Here is a 16,489-nt window from a genome sequence, read left to right on the forward strand (position 1 = left end):
GGAATGTATGTTCCCTTTTGCGTCGAATTATGTTACATTAAGAAGGGAAAATAAGAGAAAAGGAGTGGAAGTAATTTATGCAAGGGAATACCCATATCGTTGGGGGCATTACAGCAAGTCTTGCCTTTGCACAGTTTTCAAATGATAACCCACTTGTCTTAGTTGGTGCGGGGGTTATTGGTGCGTTACTTCCAGATATTTGTCATAGAGGTAGTAAAATAGGTCGAACATTTCCCCTCATCGCGAAGCTAGTGAATACAGTATTTGGACATCGTTCCTTTACACATAGTTTGTTATTTTTAATAAGTATGATGGTGTTATTACATATGTTGATTCCTTATCGAGCGATATCTATTGGAATAATTATCGGAATGGCTAGTCATATCATACTTGATATGTGTACAAAAAAAGGGGTTAAACTATTTTTCCCTGCGACTGTCTCAATTCGTTTTCCACTTACAACGAAAACGGGTAGCAAGATAGAAGGTGTCGTACTGATGTTGTTATCGATGCTATCTATCTATTTCAGCTATGAATTAATTGTAAGATTTATTGATGCGATATAAATAAGAAAAGCCCCAGTAATCGTTTACTGGGGCTTTTCATGTTAGTCTGCCTGTACCTCTTCAACAGTTTGCTCTACCTCGGCACGAGTCATTTTTTCTCGTCCTTCTTGCATTGCCTTTAGTGTTTTGTGAGCTAAGGCAAGTGGTAGGCGACAGAACAGCAGAATAGTACGTTTATTGATATCCTTCATATATAAATCTGCTTTGGTTAAATTTTCCTCTGCATACGCAAATAAATCCTCACGTGTCCATCCCTCTGGTACGAAACTTACACCACGTTCATCTAAATCCTCATGCTGATTACGTAAGATGTTGACAGCCTGCAATCCACGGCCGTAGCCTATTGCTAGCTCGCGATCTGTTTGAACGCCTGCACCCCATGCCCAAAGCTCAGACAGCATCGTCCCTACAAGCCCAGCCACGTAGTATGTATAATCGTCTAAATCCTCACGTGTGCGGACCTGCCAATTCGCCTTTGCCCATTTTGCCATCCCAAAAGCCATTTCACTTGTGGAAGCCTGTACAATTTTTCTGGATTCCTCAGGACAAAATGTCAGCCAATCTGCTAAACGAAGGGAGACTTCAGGTAATTGCTCTGCATAAGGTGCGAGTAATGACTGATAGGCTTCGTTATTGAAATTGTCCTTAAGTAATTCACTCATTGCTGACAGTAAATCAAATTTGACATCATTAGAAAGTTCTTCATGGTCTTCAATTTCATCAATGGCACGCATTGCTAAATAGGCTGCAGCCACTGATATCTTTAAATCATTTTTTAAAAATGTAATAGGTATATAAAACGTGCGGCTTGTATCTTTCAAAACCTGCATCGCTTCTTTGTAAAGTCTTTTTTGCTCGTTCACTTGTATTCCTCCGTTCAAATGGTTCCACATCTATAGTATATCGTATCGTAAAAATAGGGAAAGATAAAACAGATTGTTCATATTTAGAGAGATATTCTTTGAAAACGTTTCCTAAAAGTGATATAGTTTAATAGTAAACTATTTAAACCTATACTTTCATTGTGGACGAAAGTATAAGTTAAACCACATTACAAAAGAGAGGAAGTTTAGAAAAATGGGACGTTTAGATAACAAAATTGCGATGATTACTGGTGGCGCATCTGGTATGGGTGCAGCAATGGCGAAATTGTTTGCCCAAGAGGGTGCTACGGTAATTGCAGCTGATATTAATGAAGATAACCTAGCAAAAATTTCTGAGCTTGACCATGTAGAGGGGATGAAATTGGATGTTTCATCTGACGAAAACTGGGCAGAAGTGACGAAAGCCATTGTGGAGAAATATGGTCGCATTGATATTTTAATTAACAATGCTGGTATTTCATCAGAAAAGGGACCAGATCAAATTACACAAGCGGATTGGTCAATCATGCATAATATCAATGCTTTTGGACCTTTCTTGGGCATTAAACATGCCTCTAACTATATGAAAGAAGCTGGAAAAGGCTCTATCGTTAATACATCCTCTTACACAGCGATTATTGGTGCAGGCTTTAATGCATATACAGCTTCTAAGGGATCATTACGAGCGATTGCTCGTGCAGCGGCATCAGAGCTTGGTGCTTTCAATGTTCGTGTTAATACAGTATTCCCTGGTGTCATTGAAACACCAATGACTGCTAAATTATCAGAAGCAAAAGAAGCAATGGATATGTTAGTAAGAGCGACACCAATGGGACGCCTTGGTCAACCAGAAGAAGTAGCGAATGCTATTTTATTTTTAGCATCTGATGAAGCTTCTTACATTACAGGTGCTGAGCTTGTCATTGATGGTGGCTATTCAGCACGCTAATTAATCGTTTTAGGAAAGTGAAAGTGCCTGTTCAAGCAGTGCATTTTCACTTTTTTTGCATTTTTCAAGGCTAAATAGTGGAACCTGAGATTCGGATGCTTCCATTTTTTAAAAGCCACGTTTTTCTACCTAAACGCCTTGCATGGTTATACTCCTCATTTAAGCACTAATGAGCGTTCTTCTGGAATCTGTCTATATAAATCTTCGTGTTCCGCTTTTGAATATTCGTTAAATTTCAAAAACAGCATTATGCTTTAACAAAGCTTTATTTTTTAGTAGAATGATGATAAAGCTTTCGAATTGCAATATAAAATTCAGCTATCCATTAGAAAAAATTTGATATTTTCCATGATTTTTTCATGAAAGTTTACGAAGTTATTGCACAATCATTTCAACAGCGTTAAAGTTTAGAAAGGGCGAAAATGTCATTACACAATTTGGGGGATTGTACTAAGCGTTTTGCTTTTGTACGAACAAATTAATTGGTCAGGATTTTGGCACACAAAAAAACTCCTTGCAAAATCCTTCGAACCAAAGAGGGCATGTACTTTAATAGTTGCCTTAATCATCGCGTAAACTGCAATCATTACATGACAAAGTTGCGTAATAAAAACAAAGGAGAATTGTATGCCAAAGGCTATAGGTATTGATGCAGGCGGCACATTGACAAAGGTTGCTTATTTAGATCAACACAATGAACTTGTTTTAACAACCTTTCCGTCTAATGATTTACAGTCTGTAAAAAAATGGATTATTGATCATCCAGATATTGAGGATATTGGTGTTACGGGGGGACGTACAGAGCAATTACTTGATGTCATTAAAACAATGAAATCGATTCATTATATAGTGGAATTTGAAGCAACATTAAAGGGTGTCCGATTTTTATTAAATAAAGAAGGCTACTTTTTTGAGCGCAGCATGATTACCAATATTGGGACAGGTACTTCCATTCATTACATGGAGGGCAATACCCATATTCGCGTTGGCGGGACAGGCGTTGGTGGTGGGACGTTAATTGGATTGTCAGCGCTTACAACAGGGATTACAGATTACAATGAAATACGAGAAATGGCTGACAATGGCCATCGTGAGAGTATTGATTTATTAGTTAAGGACATTTATCAGGGAATGGATACACCTATTGATGGTCATTTAACTGCAAGTAATTTTGGAAAAGTAGGCATTACACGGTCCATGAAACATCCAGCAGAGGATATTATAGCGACGGTTCAGGGTCTAGTAGGCGAAGTTATTACAACACTTAGCATTCAATATGCGGAAGAAAAAAGGCTCAGCATATTGTCTATATTGGATCAACTCTCAGCAATAATGCTCATCTTGCCCGTGTGATTGCAAATTATACACGCACTAAGAAGCATACACCTGTTTTTATTAACGATCATGGTTTTTCAGGTGCTGTTGGAGCATTGCTAAACATTACAGAATATACAATTGTCTAGGGACGAATAAGAATGAACATGACTAATGTACATTAGTCATGTTCATTTTTTACAATTAGCGAAGAAACTGATCTACATAGTAACGCCTCTATTTGAACAAATTATGTGCAGGAGGTGATGTTACGTGGGCAAACGTAATAATCGGAATAACAGTAAAACCATGAATATGCGAACGCATAATCCTTTTGGTACCTACAAAAGCAAAGATCTTGATCGAAGTAATAGCAATAATAATAATCCGAATGACAACCTAAACGAAGAATTCGCAGCAGAATTTGATGCGAAAGCTAAAAATAAAAACAATAAAACGAATCATGATAAAAACCAGCAGTCCAATAAAACGAAATAACGGAGGTACAAATCATGGCAAAAAAGAGAAAAACAAGCTTTAAAAAGAAAAAGAAGGAAGATACTCATAAAAAGAATGATCGTGAGGAGTACTCAGCAGAGTTTAACCAAGTCATTCATAATAACCCTCAACAGCCAAAGCAATAAAGACAAGCTGCTCCAAAATTTTTGGAGCGCTTATTTTTTTAAAGGAGTGATTCAAGTGAGGAAGTTATATTTACTTGGGATTGTTTTTGCTTGTCTTACTGTGTTCATACAAACAGCAATGGTCGCAAATGCACAACAAGAAACACCAGCCTATGCCAAATGGGGACAACTGGCCATCAAAGAGGTAAAGGCAAAATATCCATCAGCCAAAATTATCGATTATTTGCATGAGGGTAAAGAAGTACATGGGGCGTCAACAATTGAAAAGTTTAAGCTTTGGCTCAAGCAACCTGATAAGGAATTTGGTGTCTATGTAAGAATTAGTTATCAAAGTTCAACACAAAAGGTAGAAAAAATTGAATTACAAGAAAGCACATCATGAAAAAAAGGATGCCCAGAAAAGGCATCCTCATTCATTTAACCTTCAAGCTTTTGAATAAACGCACGCATCAAGCCTGGTAAATCAGGCCATGCATGTCCACTTACTAAATTGCCATCTGTATGAAGATTGGCATCAATATAAGTAGCGCCAGCCACTTGCACCTCTGGCTTGCAAGCAATATAGGCTGTCAGCTCACGTCCTTTTAGCACTTCAGGAATCGTTGCGAAAATTTGTGCTGCGTGGCAAACGGCTGCAATCGGTTTATTCATTTCGAAAAAATGGGACACGAGTGGTGGCACATGCTCATTTAAACGAATATATTCTGGCGCACGACCACCAGGAATAATCAATCCATCAAAATGGGTTGGATCAACATCAGCAAAAGAAGCATGTGCCTCTAAGCCATAGGCAGGTCGCTCGATGTATGTATCGACGCCATCTACAAAATCGTGTAGTACAGTTTGTAATTTCTTAGCTGATGGTGCTGCAATTGTGACATCATAGCCTGCCTCAAGACAACGATAATAAGGATAAAAAATCTCTAAAGCCTCTACGGCATCTCCTGCAAGTATTAAAACCTTTTTCCCCATGATTCCCTCTCCTTTACATTGAAAGTTTATTAACTTTTATTCGACACATGCAAAAAATTTCCTGCTGCTGATCGAGCCATCTTTCCAAATTACTTCCTTTACAAAGAAAAAAATGAAGCGTATAGTATTTATTTAGCTAGGTAAATAATTTTAGGAGGTAGATAGTGATGAATCCAATTTTCCATGCTTTATTCCAAAAAAATCGCTATTTAACTAATTGCTTAAATGAAGTGCTGAAGCAGCATCATTTATATAGTTCTCAGTGGACCATTTTATATTGCTTACATAAAAATGGACCGATGACATTGACGCAAATTTGGAAATATTTAAATGTGGAAGCGCCAAGTATCACAAGAGCGATTACAAGGCTTGAGGCATTGGGCTGGGTACAACGATTAGATGGTGAGGATAAACGAGAAAAGATAGTGACTTTATCCACACAAGCAGAGGAGCGCCTACCAGCCATTACAGCAACTATTCGAGCGTTTGAGGAGGAAATGGTAGGATCTTTAACTGCTGAGGAACAAGAGCAATTTCTAAAGCTATTGGAAAAAATGAAAGGTTGATGGACATGCAGCAAGAAGAGAATACACAAATATGGACGAAGCGTTTCATTAGTCTATTTTTAACGAATATCTCAGTTTTTTTTGTATTTTATGGACTTGTAACGACTTTGCCGCTTTATGCAATAGGGGAGCTACATCAGACAGATAAGGAGGCAGGGCTTCTATTGTCTGGCTTTTTATTGTCAGCTATCATTGTACGCCCGTTTTCAGGAAAACTGTTGGATGTATTTGGTAAGAAAAAACTGTTAGTCCTCTCAATCGGGGGCTATTTTATATGTACCGTCTTATATTTATTTATACATCCATTCGGCCTTTTACTTGGTCTACGTTTTATACAAGGGATTTTCTTTAGTATTATTACAACAGCTGCAGGATCTTTAGCGGCTGATATCGTTCCAGCTAAACGAAAAGGAGCAGGCCTTGGCTATTTCACGATGTCTACAAATCTAGCTGTCGTTATTGGTCCATTTATCGGACTATTATTAATACAATATAGTACCTTTAACGTATTATTCATCGTTATGAGTATCTGTATTCTAGCAGGAGGAATTCTAGCGTTAACGGTCAATACTGATGATCTACCGAAACCTGCACATGAAGGAAAACTAACCTTTAAATTTGATGATTTGTTTGAGCGAAAAGCGTTACCTGTTGCTGCGATTGCTAGTTTAGTAGCCTTTTCGTATGCCAGTGTTTTATCCTTTTTATCGGTCTATGCACAGCAAAAGGATTTAATGGCTGTGGCCAGTCTTTTTTATGCGGTGTTTGCTGCATCCATGTTAATTACGCGTCCGTACACAGGTAAACTTTATGATACGAAGGGACCACAATTTGTTATTATTCCCGGCATTATCTCCTTCGCCATCGGGCTCGTTATGCTCGCTTTTGTAGAGGGGCCCGTATTATTTTTGAGTGCTGCTATTTTTGTAGGCTTCGGCTATGGTGCTGTGACGACAAGCTTGCAAGCATTAGCCGTTCAATCCACAGCCATCCAGCGAAGTGGCTATGCTACAGCAACCTATTTTACGATGTTTGACCTTGGAATCGCACTAGGTTCCTATATTTTAGGAATGGTAGCCGTGCAGGCAGGCTATGCTTCAGTCTACTTGTCAGGTGCAGGCTTACTAGGGGTTGTCTTTATTATTTATCTATTACGACTTGCAAAGATGAAACCGAAAAAAATAGTGAATATATAGTAAAACAGTTGGGCCTGTCCCAACTGTTTTTATGATTATAGGCAATCATGTAGCGTGGCCGTTTTAGACCAAAATATGGTATAATAAGAGAGTAACTAGATAGAGGTTTCATGGGCGGTTGGCACAATATTAACCTATCTCATTCAACTTATGGAAGAGAAAGGAGTTGATGCCTTTGACTATTTTTGAAGCAATAATGGTTGCGATAAGTCTTTCAACACTTATTGTTTCTGTACTTGCATTGTCATTTACTTTTACACAAAAAAAGTAAACCGCCCCTGCCTCGCCAGCATGTGAGATGGTTTACTTTCATCACTTTGCAAATCGCCTTTGAAGCGATTCATCTTGTTACTAGGACCATTGGTGTTCCAGCACCAATGGTCTTATTTACTTATATACATCTTCACTAAGAATTATAACATGGATAATCGGTTTTTTTCAAATAATGTAAATTTAATTGTCATGGATAGAAACCACAAGTAATAAAGTTCAGTTATTTAAGATGTGTATTCAAAAATGCTTATTAGTTAAATGAAATAGGAACCCTCATTGAAATCTAATAACATAGTCAATATAACAATTCTCTTTTAATAGCTTAATTTCAAAGCTTTCAATATCCTCTCGGATTACGTTACTTACACTCATCTATAACTCCAAAATTATTATGATTTTTCTAATCAAGATTGTTCAATTTTAAAAAACTATGAAACATAATAGTAATTTAACTAATGGGAAGAACCCGCTTCAAAAATCACTATTTGTCGTAACTTTTGTGTTATGGCTCATTGATGGTTTTTTGAAGCGGGTTTTTCATTTTATTAAAATCTTTTTCAGGAATGGGGGGACTAACTAATGACCTTCGGGAATTTGATAGATCCTCTAAAAATGGTAAAATTAGAGTATAAAAGAATCTAATTCATTTGGAGGTAAAAAATATGAAACGTGGTACTTTTAGAAAGAATTCAAACAAATTATTACTTGCGACTTTAGCTCTAGCTGTGGCGACGCCTGTTTACGCTATTCCTGCTACTTATTCGGTTGCAGAAGCGGCAACGAAAACGACATTTAAAGATGTCCCTAAATCGCATTGGGCATATGAATCTATTAAGCAAGTAGCAGAGAAAGGTCTTGTTGCAGGTTACAGCGATGGCACATATAAACCATCTGCTCAAGTAACTCGTGCAGAGTTTGCGACGTTCCTATCACGCGTATTCGATGGCAACGACCGTACACCATCTAAATTTTCAGATGTTGGTGCATCGCATTGGGCAAATGACGCTATTCAAGAGGGACTAGCTGTTGGATTCATTAAAGCTAGTGATTTCTCGAATAACAGATTTGAACCAAACAAAGCAATGACTCGTGGCGAAATGTCTCGTTGGTTAGCAAATGGTTTAGCCCATGCGAATGATGATTATGGAAAAGCAATCGAGGAAATGGCGAATTCAAGCCTTACAATTATTCCGATTCCAGAGTTTTATGGTGGCGGTGTAAACAAGAAGGATTTACCGTATATCGGGGTGGCACTTGGTACTGGCTTGCTATCAGGCTATGAAGATTTCACATTCAAGCCAAATGGCAATACAACACGTGCCGAGGTAGCAACTATCCTTATCCGCTTCATGGATGCTATGAAAAAAGCGCCATCTGATTTCACAGGGCTAAAAGAACTTCGTGAAGTTGCTAGCACAGGAACGAACATCTTAACTATTTCCAACTTTAAGAAATCAGAATACGGTGGATATGAAGATGTTCTGGGTAAACCACATACGTATTTAAATAACACTGGTATTGCGACAATTGAACATGCTGTTTTTGTGGATACAACTGGCTCTAAACCAAAAGGTATTTTTAAAGATATGTTTTTTAATGAAAGCAACAATATAGCTTTTCTGAATAAAGGAGTTTACGCTATCTACTATGAATACACATTCAAGCCAAGTAGAGACGTAAGTCTTCTAAGTGTTAGCAATGGTTCTGACATGCACTTTGCTTCAAACTTAGTTGTAGATAAAAGTAAAGTTGCACAGTTTCATATAACATCCCCAACAGGTTCATCAAAAAATGAATTTATGAAGGGTGAAACCTATCGCTTTTGGGCTTTAAATGGAGTAAAGGTTAAATCTGATGAAAAACTAAGAGGAAGAACAGATGATGGAAGTATGTTCATTTATGAAGTACCGAAATAGGAGTTGATAATTCCATTGAAACTAATAAAAAAAGGTACGATTGCAATCGTATCTTTTTATAGGTCTATACATAGCAGTGGGGAAATATAGAGATTAAAAAAACTTAACGAGTCTATAAAAAATTTTATTTCGAAGCACACACAAGTAAGAAAAATAAAAAGTAGAGCAACAAAAAGCCGCTCTACTAAAGATTCTTTTGTAAAAACGCCTTTGTACGGTCGTTTTGAGGGTTTGTAAAGAAGTTGTCTGGATGATCAGATTCGATAATTTGACCACCATCCATAAAGACGACTTTATTTGCTACCTCTCGTGCAAAGCCCATTTCGTGTGTTACCACAATCATCGTCATCTGATCCTCTGCTAGGCTTTTCATAACCTTTAATACTTCGCCTGTCAGCTCAGGATCTAAGGCAGAGGTAGGCTCATCAAATAATAAAATTTGAGGATTCATCATAAGGGCACGTGCAATTGCTACCCGCTGTTTTTGACCACCAGAAAGATTGGCTGGATAAGCCTTGGCCTTGTCGGCAAGACCAATTTTTTGTAGTAAATCTTGACAGCGTTTTGTAATGGCTTCTGTCGATTCTGTTTTTAATAAGCTCGGTGCCATTTCAAGGTTTTGCTGAACGGTTAAATGGGGGAACAGGTTAAAGTGTTGAAAGACCATCCCCATTTTAGCTGTGATTGCTTTGATGTCTTGTGGCTTTGTATATCGACCATCTTGCACTAAATAATCGCCATCTACTACAATACTGCCACCATCGATTTCTTCTAAATGTATTAAGCTTCGAAGCATTGTACTTTTCCCAGATCCAGAGGGACCGATAACTGCAATGACATCATTCTTCTCTACTGAAAATGTAATTTGTTTCAGAACCTCCACCTGATCGAAAGATTTCTTCAAATTTGTTACTTCCATTAATGCCATATGTGTCACCTCTATTCGAATTTAAAGCGTTTTTCTAGCCATTTAAAGAACACCGTCAAGACAAGGGTCATGACTAAGTAAATTGCACCAGCAATAAAGAACGGTGTAATTGTGAAGTCCCGATTGACAGCCGTTTGCGCAAAATGTAGTAATTCGGGAACAGCAACTGCATAAAGTAGGGCTGTATCCTTAATTAGTGTAACGGATTCATTTGATAATGCGGGTAAGGCGACACGAAACATTTGTGGCAAAATAACACGTGTCGTCGTTTGCCATTTGGATAAGCCGAGTACCTGGGCTGCCTCATATTGTCCTTTATCGATGGCAAGAAGACCACCACGGAATATTTCTGCAAAGTAGGCAGCATAATTTAAAATAAAGCCAAGACAAGCGGCCACAAAACGATCCAATACTAAATATTCACCGATTACTGGCAGCATAGGTAAACCGAAGCAAATCAATAATAATTGTAGTAATAGTGGTGTACCACGCATGATATAAATATACGTATGTGCAAGCCAAGCGAGTGGTTTTATCCGACTTTTTACGGCGAGTGTTAGTAAAAAGCCGAATGGAATCGATACCAGAATGGCGATGAAAAACAGTAAAACTGTCATTTTTGCCCCTTCTAGCATCGGTAATATCATAGTTTGCCAGTAATCCGCCATAACGATGTCCCTCCAAAAGAGTAAGAGTTCCACTAAGGAAACTCTTACAGTTGATGTATCCTGTCATTATTTTAATACTTTGTCTTCACCAAACCATTTTGTTGAAATGTCAGCCGCAGTACCATCTTCATTCATTTTGTCTAACGCGGCTTGTAGTTTTTCTAATAAGGCTTCATTTCCTGGTTTCACACCAATACCGTATTGCTCAGGTGCGAGTGATTCCTCTAATAATTTGAATGTGTCAGGCTCTTGCGTCATGTAATATTCTGCAACTACAGCATCAATTACCACAGCATCAACACGGCCTGTTTTTAAGTCTGATAATGCTAAAACATTATCCGCAAATTCTGTAATTTTTTTCACTTCTTTATGAATTGGGTTACCGTTTAATGCATCGGCCGCAGAAGAAAGGGATTGAATACCTACTTCTTGTCCAGCTAAATCACTTAGCTTCGTAATCTTTGAATCTGCCTTTGTTATCACAACTTGAGAGTTTTCAAGATAAGGCTTTGTAAATAAAACCTTTTCCTTACGTTCATCTGTAATGGTATAACCGTTCCAAATTAAATCAATACGTCCACTTAATAATTCAGCCTCTTTTGTTTTCCAATCGATTGGCTGGAATTCTGCTTCAACGCCCATATGCTCTGCTGCAGCTCGAGCTAAATCAATATCGAATCCAACGATGTCATTTTTATCATCGCGGAAGCCCATTGGTGCAAATTTATCGTCGATTCCAATAATAATTTTTTCTTGATCTGCTGCTGTTTCGTCTTTTTCTGCTGTCTTTTCTTTTGAAGAGCCGCACGCTGCTAAAACGATGACAGCTGTCAGCATCATAAATAAAGTCACTACACGTTTCATTTTTGTTTCCCCCTATAATCTATCACTTTTACTTGCTAAACTACTAATGTGTTAAAGGATAACATCGTCCTCTAACAATGTCAATATCGTTTTGGATTAATCAGAAAATGCGTGGCGTTTTCTAGCATTTTTTTGAATATCATAAAATAATGAAATTGGGGGATAGTAAATAACTGAAGAATAGGGAAAAGAAAAAAGGACTGCTCCAATAGAACAGTCCTGGGAAATGAGGCTAGGCATTTTTGCTTTGGATTGCTTTTCGTGCCAAGGCATCAGCCGCTTTGTTTTGTGAGTCGGGCACCCATTTGATAAAGAATAAATCAAAGCTAGTGGCAAGCGCTAAAGCTTTTTCTAAATAAGGTTTAAATTCCTCATTTTTCACATATTCTTTTTCCATAGAAGCCACAACGATTTTGGAATCTGAACGCACCGAGACAAGAGGGGAGCCTAGCTTTTGTGCTTCTTCAAGACCACGAACCAATGCTGAAAATTCAGCAATATGGTTGTTTGTCTCACCAATATACTCGCTGATTTGGATATGGTGACCTTCACCTTTAATAAATACTCCTATCCCACTTGGCCCAGGATTTCCTGCACTGGCAGCATCTATATAAACTTCTAACATATTATCCCTACTTTGCGTTTTGACTTCATTATAATTGTACAACAAGGCTATGGTTTAAAGCATCCTTGTGAGCAATTCGTGTTGAAAAAAATACGTAGGAAGTAAACAAAATAGTTGCTTGTTGAAATTGAACGCTTCATAATAGTAGGAAGTGAATTTTGGACGTGAAAGGAGCGAGAGTTCTACATGGATAAAGTGACGGTTATGAAGGATATTGATGAACTGCATGATACGTATTGTTCGGATTGCTTAGTGATTAAGCAATTACGTAAAGAGCGTGGTAAACCAGGGGCTCATCGTTTCTGCATTGAAGCCTGTTCAGTTGGAGAAAAGCTACAGTTCCTAGGGGAAGAACTTTTAAAAGTTTATAGTAAATAAACATATGAGAAAAAGCTACATGTATTAGCAAATACATGTAGCTTCTTTAATTGTCATGATTATTTCGTTTCAGCATAGCTGCTTAGATCTTGGTAATACTTTGTAAGAGAGGAAGCCGAAATATCAAATGTCGCAGCGATTTCTTTTACGGTCATAGAAAGGGACTCAAACAGCTCCTTTTCCTGGCCATAACGAATTGCACCAGCTGCAATGGCCGCTTCTTTACGGGCAGTCGGTTGACCTTCAATTAAATAGTCCTCTAAAAGCTCAAGCATCGGTGCTGTTTCACGCTCATTTTGCTCTAGGAAGTCTTTTACTTGTGTCAGGACATTGCTCTCAAAGTTTGAAAATTCCTCACCTTTATAGCCATTTGATACTAATAACTCCCAAAATGCTAGGTGCTCTTCTTTTAAGAAGGAGCCAGCCTTCTTCTCTGAAGCCTCAAAGCGCTTCTTGAATTCTTCAAAGACCTTCGCATGATCCTCTGGGAAGAAAATCAGTGTAGACACAGCTAAATAATGAGCCGATTTCTTCGTTCCATCTGGTAAAATGAAGGCAAATACATGCATACCTTCAGGAATCGGTTTGTTATTTTCACGTCGAATATAAAGCTCATCATTTGTAAGTATATGATTAGCCTTGAAATATTTTTCCTCAACAACAGACACCGTACCAATAAATAAAGTAGGCTGAGACCAATCTTCAAGTACTTTGACTGTAGAAGGTCTTACCGCCTTTTTCTTCGTTTTCTTCAAATAATTTTTCCAAATAGATGGCTCTTGGTGGAAGAAAAAGTCGTCTAAAGCGATGGCTTCAATTAGCTCTCGCTGTAAAACGCTCTCTAATTTAGGCTGCCATGTGCCCACATGCTCAATATAGGCACGAACATCTTTACGTTCTGGATATTCTAAGTAAAATGTTTGTAGCACACGCTCTAATTCTTCGATTTGTACTGTTTCCACTGTTACTTGTTGTTTGCCTTCACAACATTTTTTATATTTTTTGCCGCTACCGCATGGGCATGGATCATTACGTTTTACCATAATTAGAACACTTCCTTTAATCATTGTTAATCGTATATTGCTAAATAATTTGCGTACTCTTAATAATAACGGTACTTTTGTATGAAGAAAAATGATTGTCTATTTTGAAATATCTAAAAAATATAGAGGGACGCCCTGATTCTAGTATATGTACGTATTTTTCTACTTAGAACTAAAAAAAGAAAACGATCTATACCTTGAATAGGCAGGACCGTTTTCTAGTTAAATTATTGTTGAACCGCTTCGATTTCAACTGTCAGGCGTTCAAGCTCATCAATTAAATGGCCAATGTAGGCAATTGTATCACGAAGTGGTTGGTCGGTCGTAATATCAACACCAGCCATTTGCGCTAACTCCACTGGTGATTTTGTACCGCCAGCCTGAAGAACGGCTAGCCAATCTTCAACAGCTGGAGCGCCCTCTTTTAAAATACGTTGAGACACTTGTGTGGAGATGGTTAACCCTGCACTATATGTGTATGGATAAAGGCCCATATAATAGTGCGGCTGACGCATCCATGTGAGTTCAGCGCCTTCAGAAATAACGACTGTATCTCCCCAGAAATCTTCCAACACGGAACGTTTTAATTGATTGAGGATGGTTGCATTAACTGCTTCTCCAGCATCAATTAATTCATATACTTTGCGTTGATAGGCAGCTTCTAGTAAATGTGTCACAAAGTTATGATAATATGTTTTCGCTACAATATTGGAAATTACCCAACGTTTAAAGCGTAGATCTTCATTATGTGTTAGTAAATAATTTGCTAACAGCATTTCATTCATTGTCGATGGCGCTTCAATAAAGTATAGGGATGGACGACTATTAAGATACGATTGATGTTCATACGTATTTGCAAAATGCCCAGCATGACCAAGCTCATGAATAAGTGTAAAGACTTCATTCATTTGTTCATTCCAGGACATTAAAATATAAGGATGGCTACCATACGGGCTTGAACAAAATGCCCCTGTAGATTTTCCTTTGTTTGGCGCATAGTCTATCCAACGTTCATTAAAGGCTCTCTCCATTAATTGATTATAGTCATTCCCCATAACGGCTAAAGCCTTTTCAACATATTCTTTTGCCTCAGCCATCGATAATCTTGGATCATAATCAGGGTCAAGTGCAATTTTTAAATCTGCAAATGTCATTTGGTCGATTCCGTTGGCTTTTTGAATTAACGTTGCATAGCGACGCATATGTGGGGCAAGCTCTTTAGTGATTAAATCAATTTGACGATTATAGAGTGAACGATCGACATCCTGATCAAATAGTAAATAGTCAATGACAGAATGAAAGCCTCTTAGGTCAGCCATTGTTTTTTCTTGTTGAATATGTGTGTTATATACTTGTGCCGTTGTATGCTGGTAATCGCGTAGCTTGCTTGAAAAGGCTTGAAAGGCAGCACGGCGTACATCTGTATTTGCTTCAAACTCCCAGTCATTTTCGTACAGCACAAAGCTAAGAGGATGCTTTTCGCCATTGGCTTCAAATTCGCCAAAATCCATGTCCACTAATTTTGTCGTATTGTACGTTTTATATGGCGCATCAAATGTGGCACTGAAGGCTGCCAGCGCTTTTTCCACTTCATGATGGAGCTGGTGTGGTTTTCGTTTTAATAATTCCTCTAGATATCGTTTGTAAAGAGGGCTTAATGTCGCTGCTTCTTGTAAAACAGCTTCATCCAATGCCAGTAACTCGCTGCGCACGAAGGATAGTGCACTGCTGACTTTTCCGATAGCTGTACCAAACTTTGCCGCACGCATTTGTGCTACATCATTTGTGCGATCTGTCTCAAGATTTAAGCTTGCATATGTGCCAATCGGAACAAACTTTTTTGTAGCTCTTCAAAGGCTGTTAACACGTCGATTACTTTTTGTGCATTTGTAATCGTACCTTTGTATTGTTGCTCGAAGCTAAGTGCATCTTCCACTAATTGTGCTAAGGTAGGTTCAAAATCAGCCTCATTGCTCAATAAATCTGTTAAATCCCAAGTTTCCTCTACTGCAACATCTTTTCGTAATGGTAAAACTTTCATTTATGGACACCCCTTTACATATAAGTGATTTCATTATAACGAAACTATTTCGGAAAGTGAAATAATTTCATAGAATAGTTGAAATATTCTTACTCTAAATCGTTTCTCATGAAGGATGTTTGAAATATTGTCGGTCGGGAACAATGAGTGTATAGCCAACATCTTTTATGACTCATACTAATGGCTAGAACAAGACATATTGGAGGAGAAATTGATTATGACACAAAACTTAAACAAACAATTAAATAAGCTAGTGGCGACGTGGTCTGTGCTTTATACAAAGCTACACAATTATCATTGGTATGTCACAGGTCCAGCCTTCTTTACACTGCATGCAAAATTTGAAGAGCTATATAATGAAACAACATTGAATTTAGATGAAATAGCAGAGCGTATTTTATCAAAGGATGGCAAGCCAGTGGCAACATTAAAAGAGCATCTAGAGCTATCCTATGTAGATGAAGCAACAGGTGAAGAAACGACAGAGGACATGGTTGCAACGACAATCTCAGATTTCCAAAAGCTGATGAAAGCTTTAAATTCTACAATGGAGCTAGCTGCAGAAGAAGGAGACGACCGTACAGAGGATTTACTCAATGCCATGTATCAGTCTCTTGAAAAGCATACATGGATGTTAAAGGCCTTTCTTGACAAGTAAAAATTGACAATTTGCATGCTGAAGA

The 16,489-nt window shown here is 38.0% G+C and carries 17 protein-coding genes and 2 pseudogenes; 11 read left to right on the forward strand and 8 right to left on the reverse strand.

Annotation, left to right across the window (positions count from 1 at the left end):
- Positions 1–77 precede the first annotated feature (77 nt).
- Positions 78–566, forward strand: a complete 489-nt coding sequence (locus tag NP781_RS06460) for a metal-dependent hydrolase (protein WP_257521784.1) — start codon at positions 78–80, stop codon at positions 564–566.
- A gap of 41 nt (positions 567–607) precedes the next feature.
- Here the strand turns inward: NP781_RS06460 and NP781_RS06465 are convergent, their stop codons facing one another.
- The gene (locus NP781_RS06465) at positions 608–1,429 is read right to left on the reverse strand and encodes a squalene/phytoene synthase family protein (RefSeq protein ID WP_221680726.1); all 822 of its coding nucleotides are present in this window, start codon (positions 1,427–1,429) and stop codon (positions 608–610) included.
- A gap of 214 nt (positions 1,430–1,643) precedes the next feature.
- Between NP781_RS06465 and NP781_RS06470 the strand changes: the two genes are divergently transcribed.
- The 5 genes and pseudogenes from NP781_RS06470 (at position 1,644) to NP781_RS06490 (ending at position 4,718) form a co-directional block, all read left to right on the forward strand.
- A complete protein-coding gene (locus tag NP781_RS06470; protein WP_004269367.1) occupies positions 1,644–2,378 on the forward strand; it encodes an SDR family NAD(P)-dependent oxidoreductase in 735 nt (244 codons plus the stop codon).
- Between the two features lie 627 nt (positions 2,379–3,005).
- Positions 3,006–3,841 (forward strand): annotated as a pseudogene (gene coaW / locus NP781_RS06475) (type II pantothenate kinase).
- Between the two features lie 124 nt (positions 3,842–3,965).
- Positions 3,966–4,190: a hypothetical protein gene (locus NP781_RS06480; protein WP_004269369.1), complete on the forward strand. Its 225-nt coding sequence runs from the start codon at positions 3,966–3,968 to the stop codon at positions 4,188–4,190.
- Positions 4,191–4,204: 14 nt separating this feature from the next.
- Complete coding sequence (locus NP781_RS06485; protein WP_004269370.1) at positions 4,205–4,336, forward strand: hypothetical protein; 132 nt, start codon at positions 4,205–4,207, stop codon at positions 4,334–4,336.
- A gap of 55 nt (positions 4,337–4,391) precedes the next feature.
- The gene (locus tag NP781_RS06490) at positions 4,392–4,718 is read left to right on the forward strand and encodes a YqzG/YhdC family protein (RefSeq protein ID WP_257521785.1); all 327 of its coding nucleotides are present in this window, start codon (positions 4,392–4,394) and stop codon (positions 4,716–4,718) included.
- 35 nt (positions 4,719–4,753) lie between these two features.
- On the opposite strand, the gene NP781_RS06495 is transcribed toward NP781_RS06490, so the two are convergent.
- Entirely contained in the window at positions 4,754–5,308 is a 555-nt protein-coding gene (locus tag NP781_RS06495) for a DJ-1/PfpI family protein (RefSeq protein WP_221680728.1), read from the reverse strand.
- Between the two features lie 167 nt (positions 5,309–5,475).
- Between NP781_RS06495 and NP781_RS06500 the strand changes: the two genes are divergently transcribed.
- The 3 genes from NP781_RS06500 to NP781_RS06510 all read left to right on the forward strand — a co-directional run bounded on the left by NP781_RS06500 (position 5,476) and on the right by NP781_RS06510 (position 9,259).
- Complete coding sequence (locus NP781_RS06500; RefSeq protein ID WP_004269373.1) at positions 5,476–5,874, forward strand: MarR family winged helix-turn-helix transcriptional regulator; 399 nt, start codon at positions 5,476–5,478, stop codon at positions 5,872–5,874.
- A 5-nt stretch (positions 5,875–5,879) separates the two neighbouring features.
- On the forward strand, positions 5,880–7,070 hold the full coding sequence (locus tag NP781_RS06505) for an MFS transporter (protein ID WP_373275171.1): 1,191 nt from the start codon (positions 5,880–5,882) through the stop codon (positions 7,068–7,070).
- 935 nt (positions 7,071–8,005) lie between these two features.
- Positions 8,006–9,259, forward strand: coding sequence for an S-layer homology domain-containing protein (locus tag NP781_RS06510; RefSeq protein ID WP_257521786.1), 1,254 nt, complete (start codon positions 8,006–8,008; stop codon positions 9,257–9,259).
- A 184-nt stretch (positions 9,260–9,443) separates the two neighbouring features.
- On the opposite strand, the gene NP781_RS06515 is transcribed toward NP781_RS06510, so the two are convergent.
- The 4 genes from NP781_RS06515 to NP781_RS06530 all read right to left on the reverse strand — a co-directional run bounded on the left by NP781_RS06515 (position 9,444) and on the right by NP781_RS06530 (position 12,344).
- Positions 9,444–10,187 (reverse strand): amino acid ABC transporter ATP-binding protein, encoded by a 744-nt coding sequence (locus NP781_RS06515; RefSeq protein ID WP_257521787.1) that lies wholly within the window; start codon positions 10,185–10,187, stop codon positions 9,444–9,446.
- Positions 10,188–10,198: 11 nt separating this feature from the next.
- Positions 10,199–10,855, reverse strand: a complete 657-nt coding sequence (locus NP781_RS06520; protein ID WP_004269380.1) for an amino acid ABC transporter permease — start codon at positions 10,853–10,855, stop codon at positions 10,199–10,201.
- Between the two features lie 66 nt (positions 10,856–10,921).
- Positions 10,922–11,719, reverse strand: coding sequence for an amino acid ABC transporter substrate-binding protein (locus tag NP781_RS06525; protein ID WP_257521788.1), 798 nt, complete (start codon positions 11,717–11,719; stop codon positions 10,922–10,924).
- A gap of 232 nt (positions 11,720–11,951) precedes the next feature.
- Positions 11,952–12,344 carry a ribonuclease HI family protein gene (locus NP781_RS06530; RefSeq protein ID WP_004269382.1) on the reverse strand — a complete coding sequence of 131 codons (393 nt, stop codon included), beginning with the start codon at positions 12,342–12,344 and terminating at the stop codon, positions 11,952–11,954.
- Positions 12,345–12,530: 186 nt separating this feature from the next.
- Between NP781_RS06530 and NP781_RS06535 the strand changes: the two genes are divergently transcribed.
- Positions 12,531–12,722 carry a zinc-finger domain-containing protein gene (locus tag NP781_RS06535; protein WP_004269383.1) on the forward strand — a complete coding sequence of 64 codons (192 nt, stop codon included), beginning with the start codon at positions 12,531–12,533 and terminating at the stop codon, positions 12,720–12,722.
- A 59-nt stretch (positions 12,723–12,781) separates the two neighbouring features.
- Here the strand turns inward: NP781_RS06535 and NP781_RS06540 are convergent, their stop codons facing one another.
- Positions 12,782–13,765 (reverse strand): SEC-C domain-containing protein, encoded by a 984-nt coding sequence (locus tag NP781_RS06540; RefSeq protein ID WP_221680734.1) that lies wholly within the window; start codon positions 13,763–13,765, stop codon positions 12,782–12,784.
- A 227-nt stretch (positions 13,766–13,992) separates the two neighbouring features.
- Positions 13,993–15,806: pseudogene (gene pepF / locus NP781_RS06545) on the reverse strand (oligoendopeptidase F).
- 217 nt (positions 15,807–16,023) lie between these two features.
- Here pepF and NP781_RS06550 point away from each other — a divergent pair.
- On the forward strand, positions 16,024–16,464 hold the full coding sequence (locus NP781_RS06550; RefSeq protein WP_054550810.1) for a Dps family protein: 441 nt from the start codon (positions 16,024–16,026) through the stop codon (positions 16,462–16,464).
- Positions 16,465–16,489 lie beyond the last annotated feature (25 nt).

Origin of the sequence: Lysinibacillus sp. FN11, from assembly GCF_024628845.1 — a bacterium.
Lineage (GTDB): Bacteria > Bacillota > Bacilli > Bacillales_A > Planococcaceae > Lysinibacillus > Lysinibacillus capsici.

Bases quoted from the DNA above. Each gene is read 5' to 3' on its own strand.
- NP781_RS06460 (WP_257521784.1), top strand. From the start codon at position 78: ATGCAAGGGAATACCCATATCGTTGGGGGCATTACAGCAAGTCTTGCC.
- NP781_RS06470 (WP_004269367.1), top strand. From the start codon at position 1,644: ATGGGACGTTTAGATAACAAAATTGCGATGATTACTGGTGGCGCATCT.
- NP781_RS06485 (WP_004269370.1), top strand. From the start codon at position 4,205: ATGGCAAAAAAGAGAAAAACAAGCTTTAAAAAGAAAAAGAAGGAAGAT.
- NP781_RS06495 (WP_221680728.1), bottom strand. From the start codon at position 5,308: ATGGGGAAAAAGGTTTTAATACTTGCAGGAGATGCCGTAGAGGCTTTA.
- NP781_RS06500 (WP_004269373.1), top strand. From the start codon at position 5,476: ATGAATCCAATTTTCCATGCTTTATTCCAAAAAAATCGCTATTTAACT.
- NP781_RS06505 (WP_373275171.1), top strand. From the start codon at position 5,880: ATGCAGCAAGAAGAGAATACACAAATATGGACGAAGCGTTTCATTAGT.
- NP781_RS06510 (WP_257521786.1), top strand. From the start codon at position 8,006: ATGAAACGTGGTACTTTTAGAAAGAATTCAAACAAATTATTACTTGCG.
- NP781_RS06515 (WP_257521787.1), bottom strand. From the start codon at position 10,187: ATGGCATTAATGGAAGTAACAAATTTGAAGAAATCTTTCGATCAGGTG.
- NP781_RS06520 (WP_004269380.1), bottom strand. From the start codon at position 10,855: ATGGCGGATTACTGGCAAACTATGATATTACCGATGCTAGAAGGGGCA.
- NP781_RS06525 (WP_257521788.1), bottom strand. From the start codon at position 11,719: ATGAAACGTGTAGTGACTTTATTTATGATGCTGACAGCTGTCATCGTT.
- NP781_RS06530 (WP_004269382.1), bottom strand. From the start codon at position 12,344: ATGTTAGAAGTTTATATAGATGCTGCCAGTGCAGGAAATCCTGGGCCA.
- NP781_RS06535 (WP_004269383.1), top strand. From the start codon at position 12,531: ATGGATAAAGTGACGGTTATGAAGGATATTGATGAACTGCATGATACG.
- NP781_RS06540 (WP_221680734.1), bottom strand. From the start codon at position 13,765: ATGGTAAAACGTAATGATCCATGCCCATGCGGTAGCGGCAAAAAATAT.
- NP781_RS06550 (WP_054550810.1), top strand. From the start codon at position 16,024: ATGACACAAAACTTAAACAAACAATTAAATAAGCTAGTGGCGACGTGG.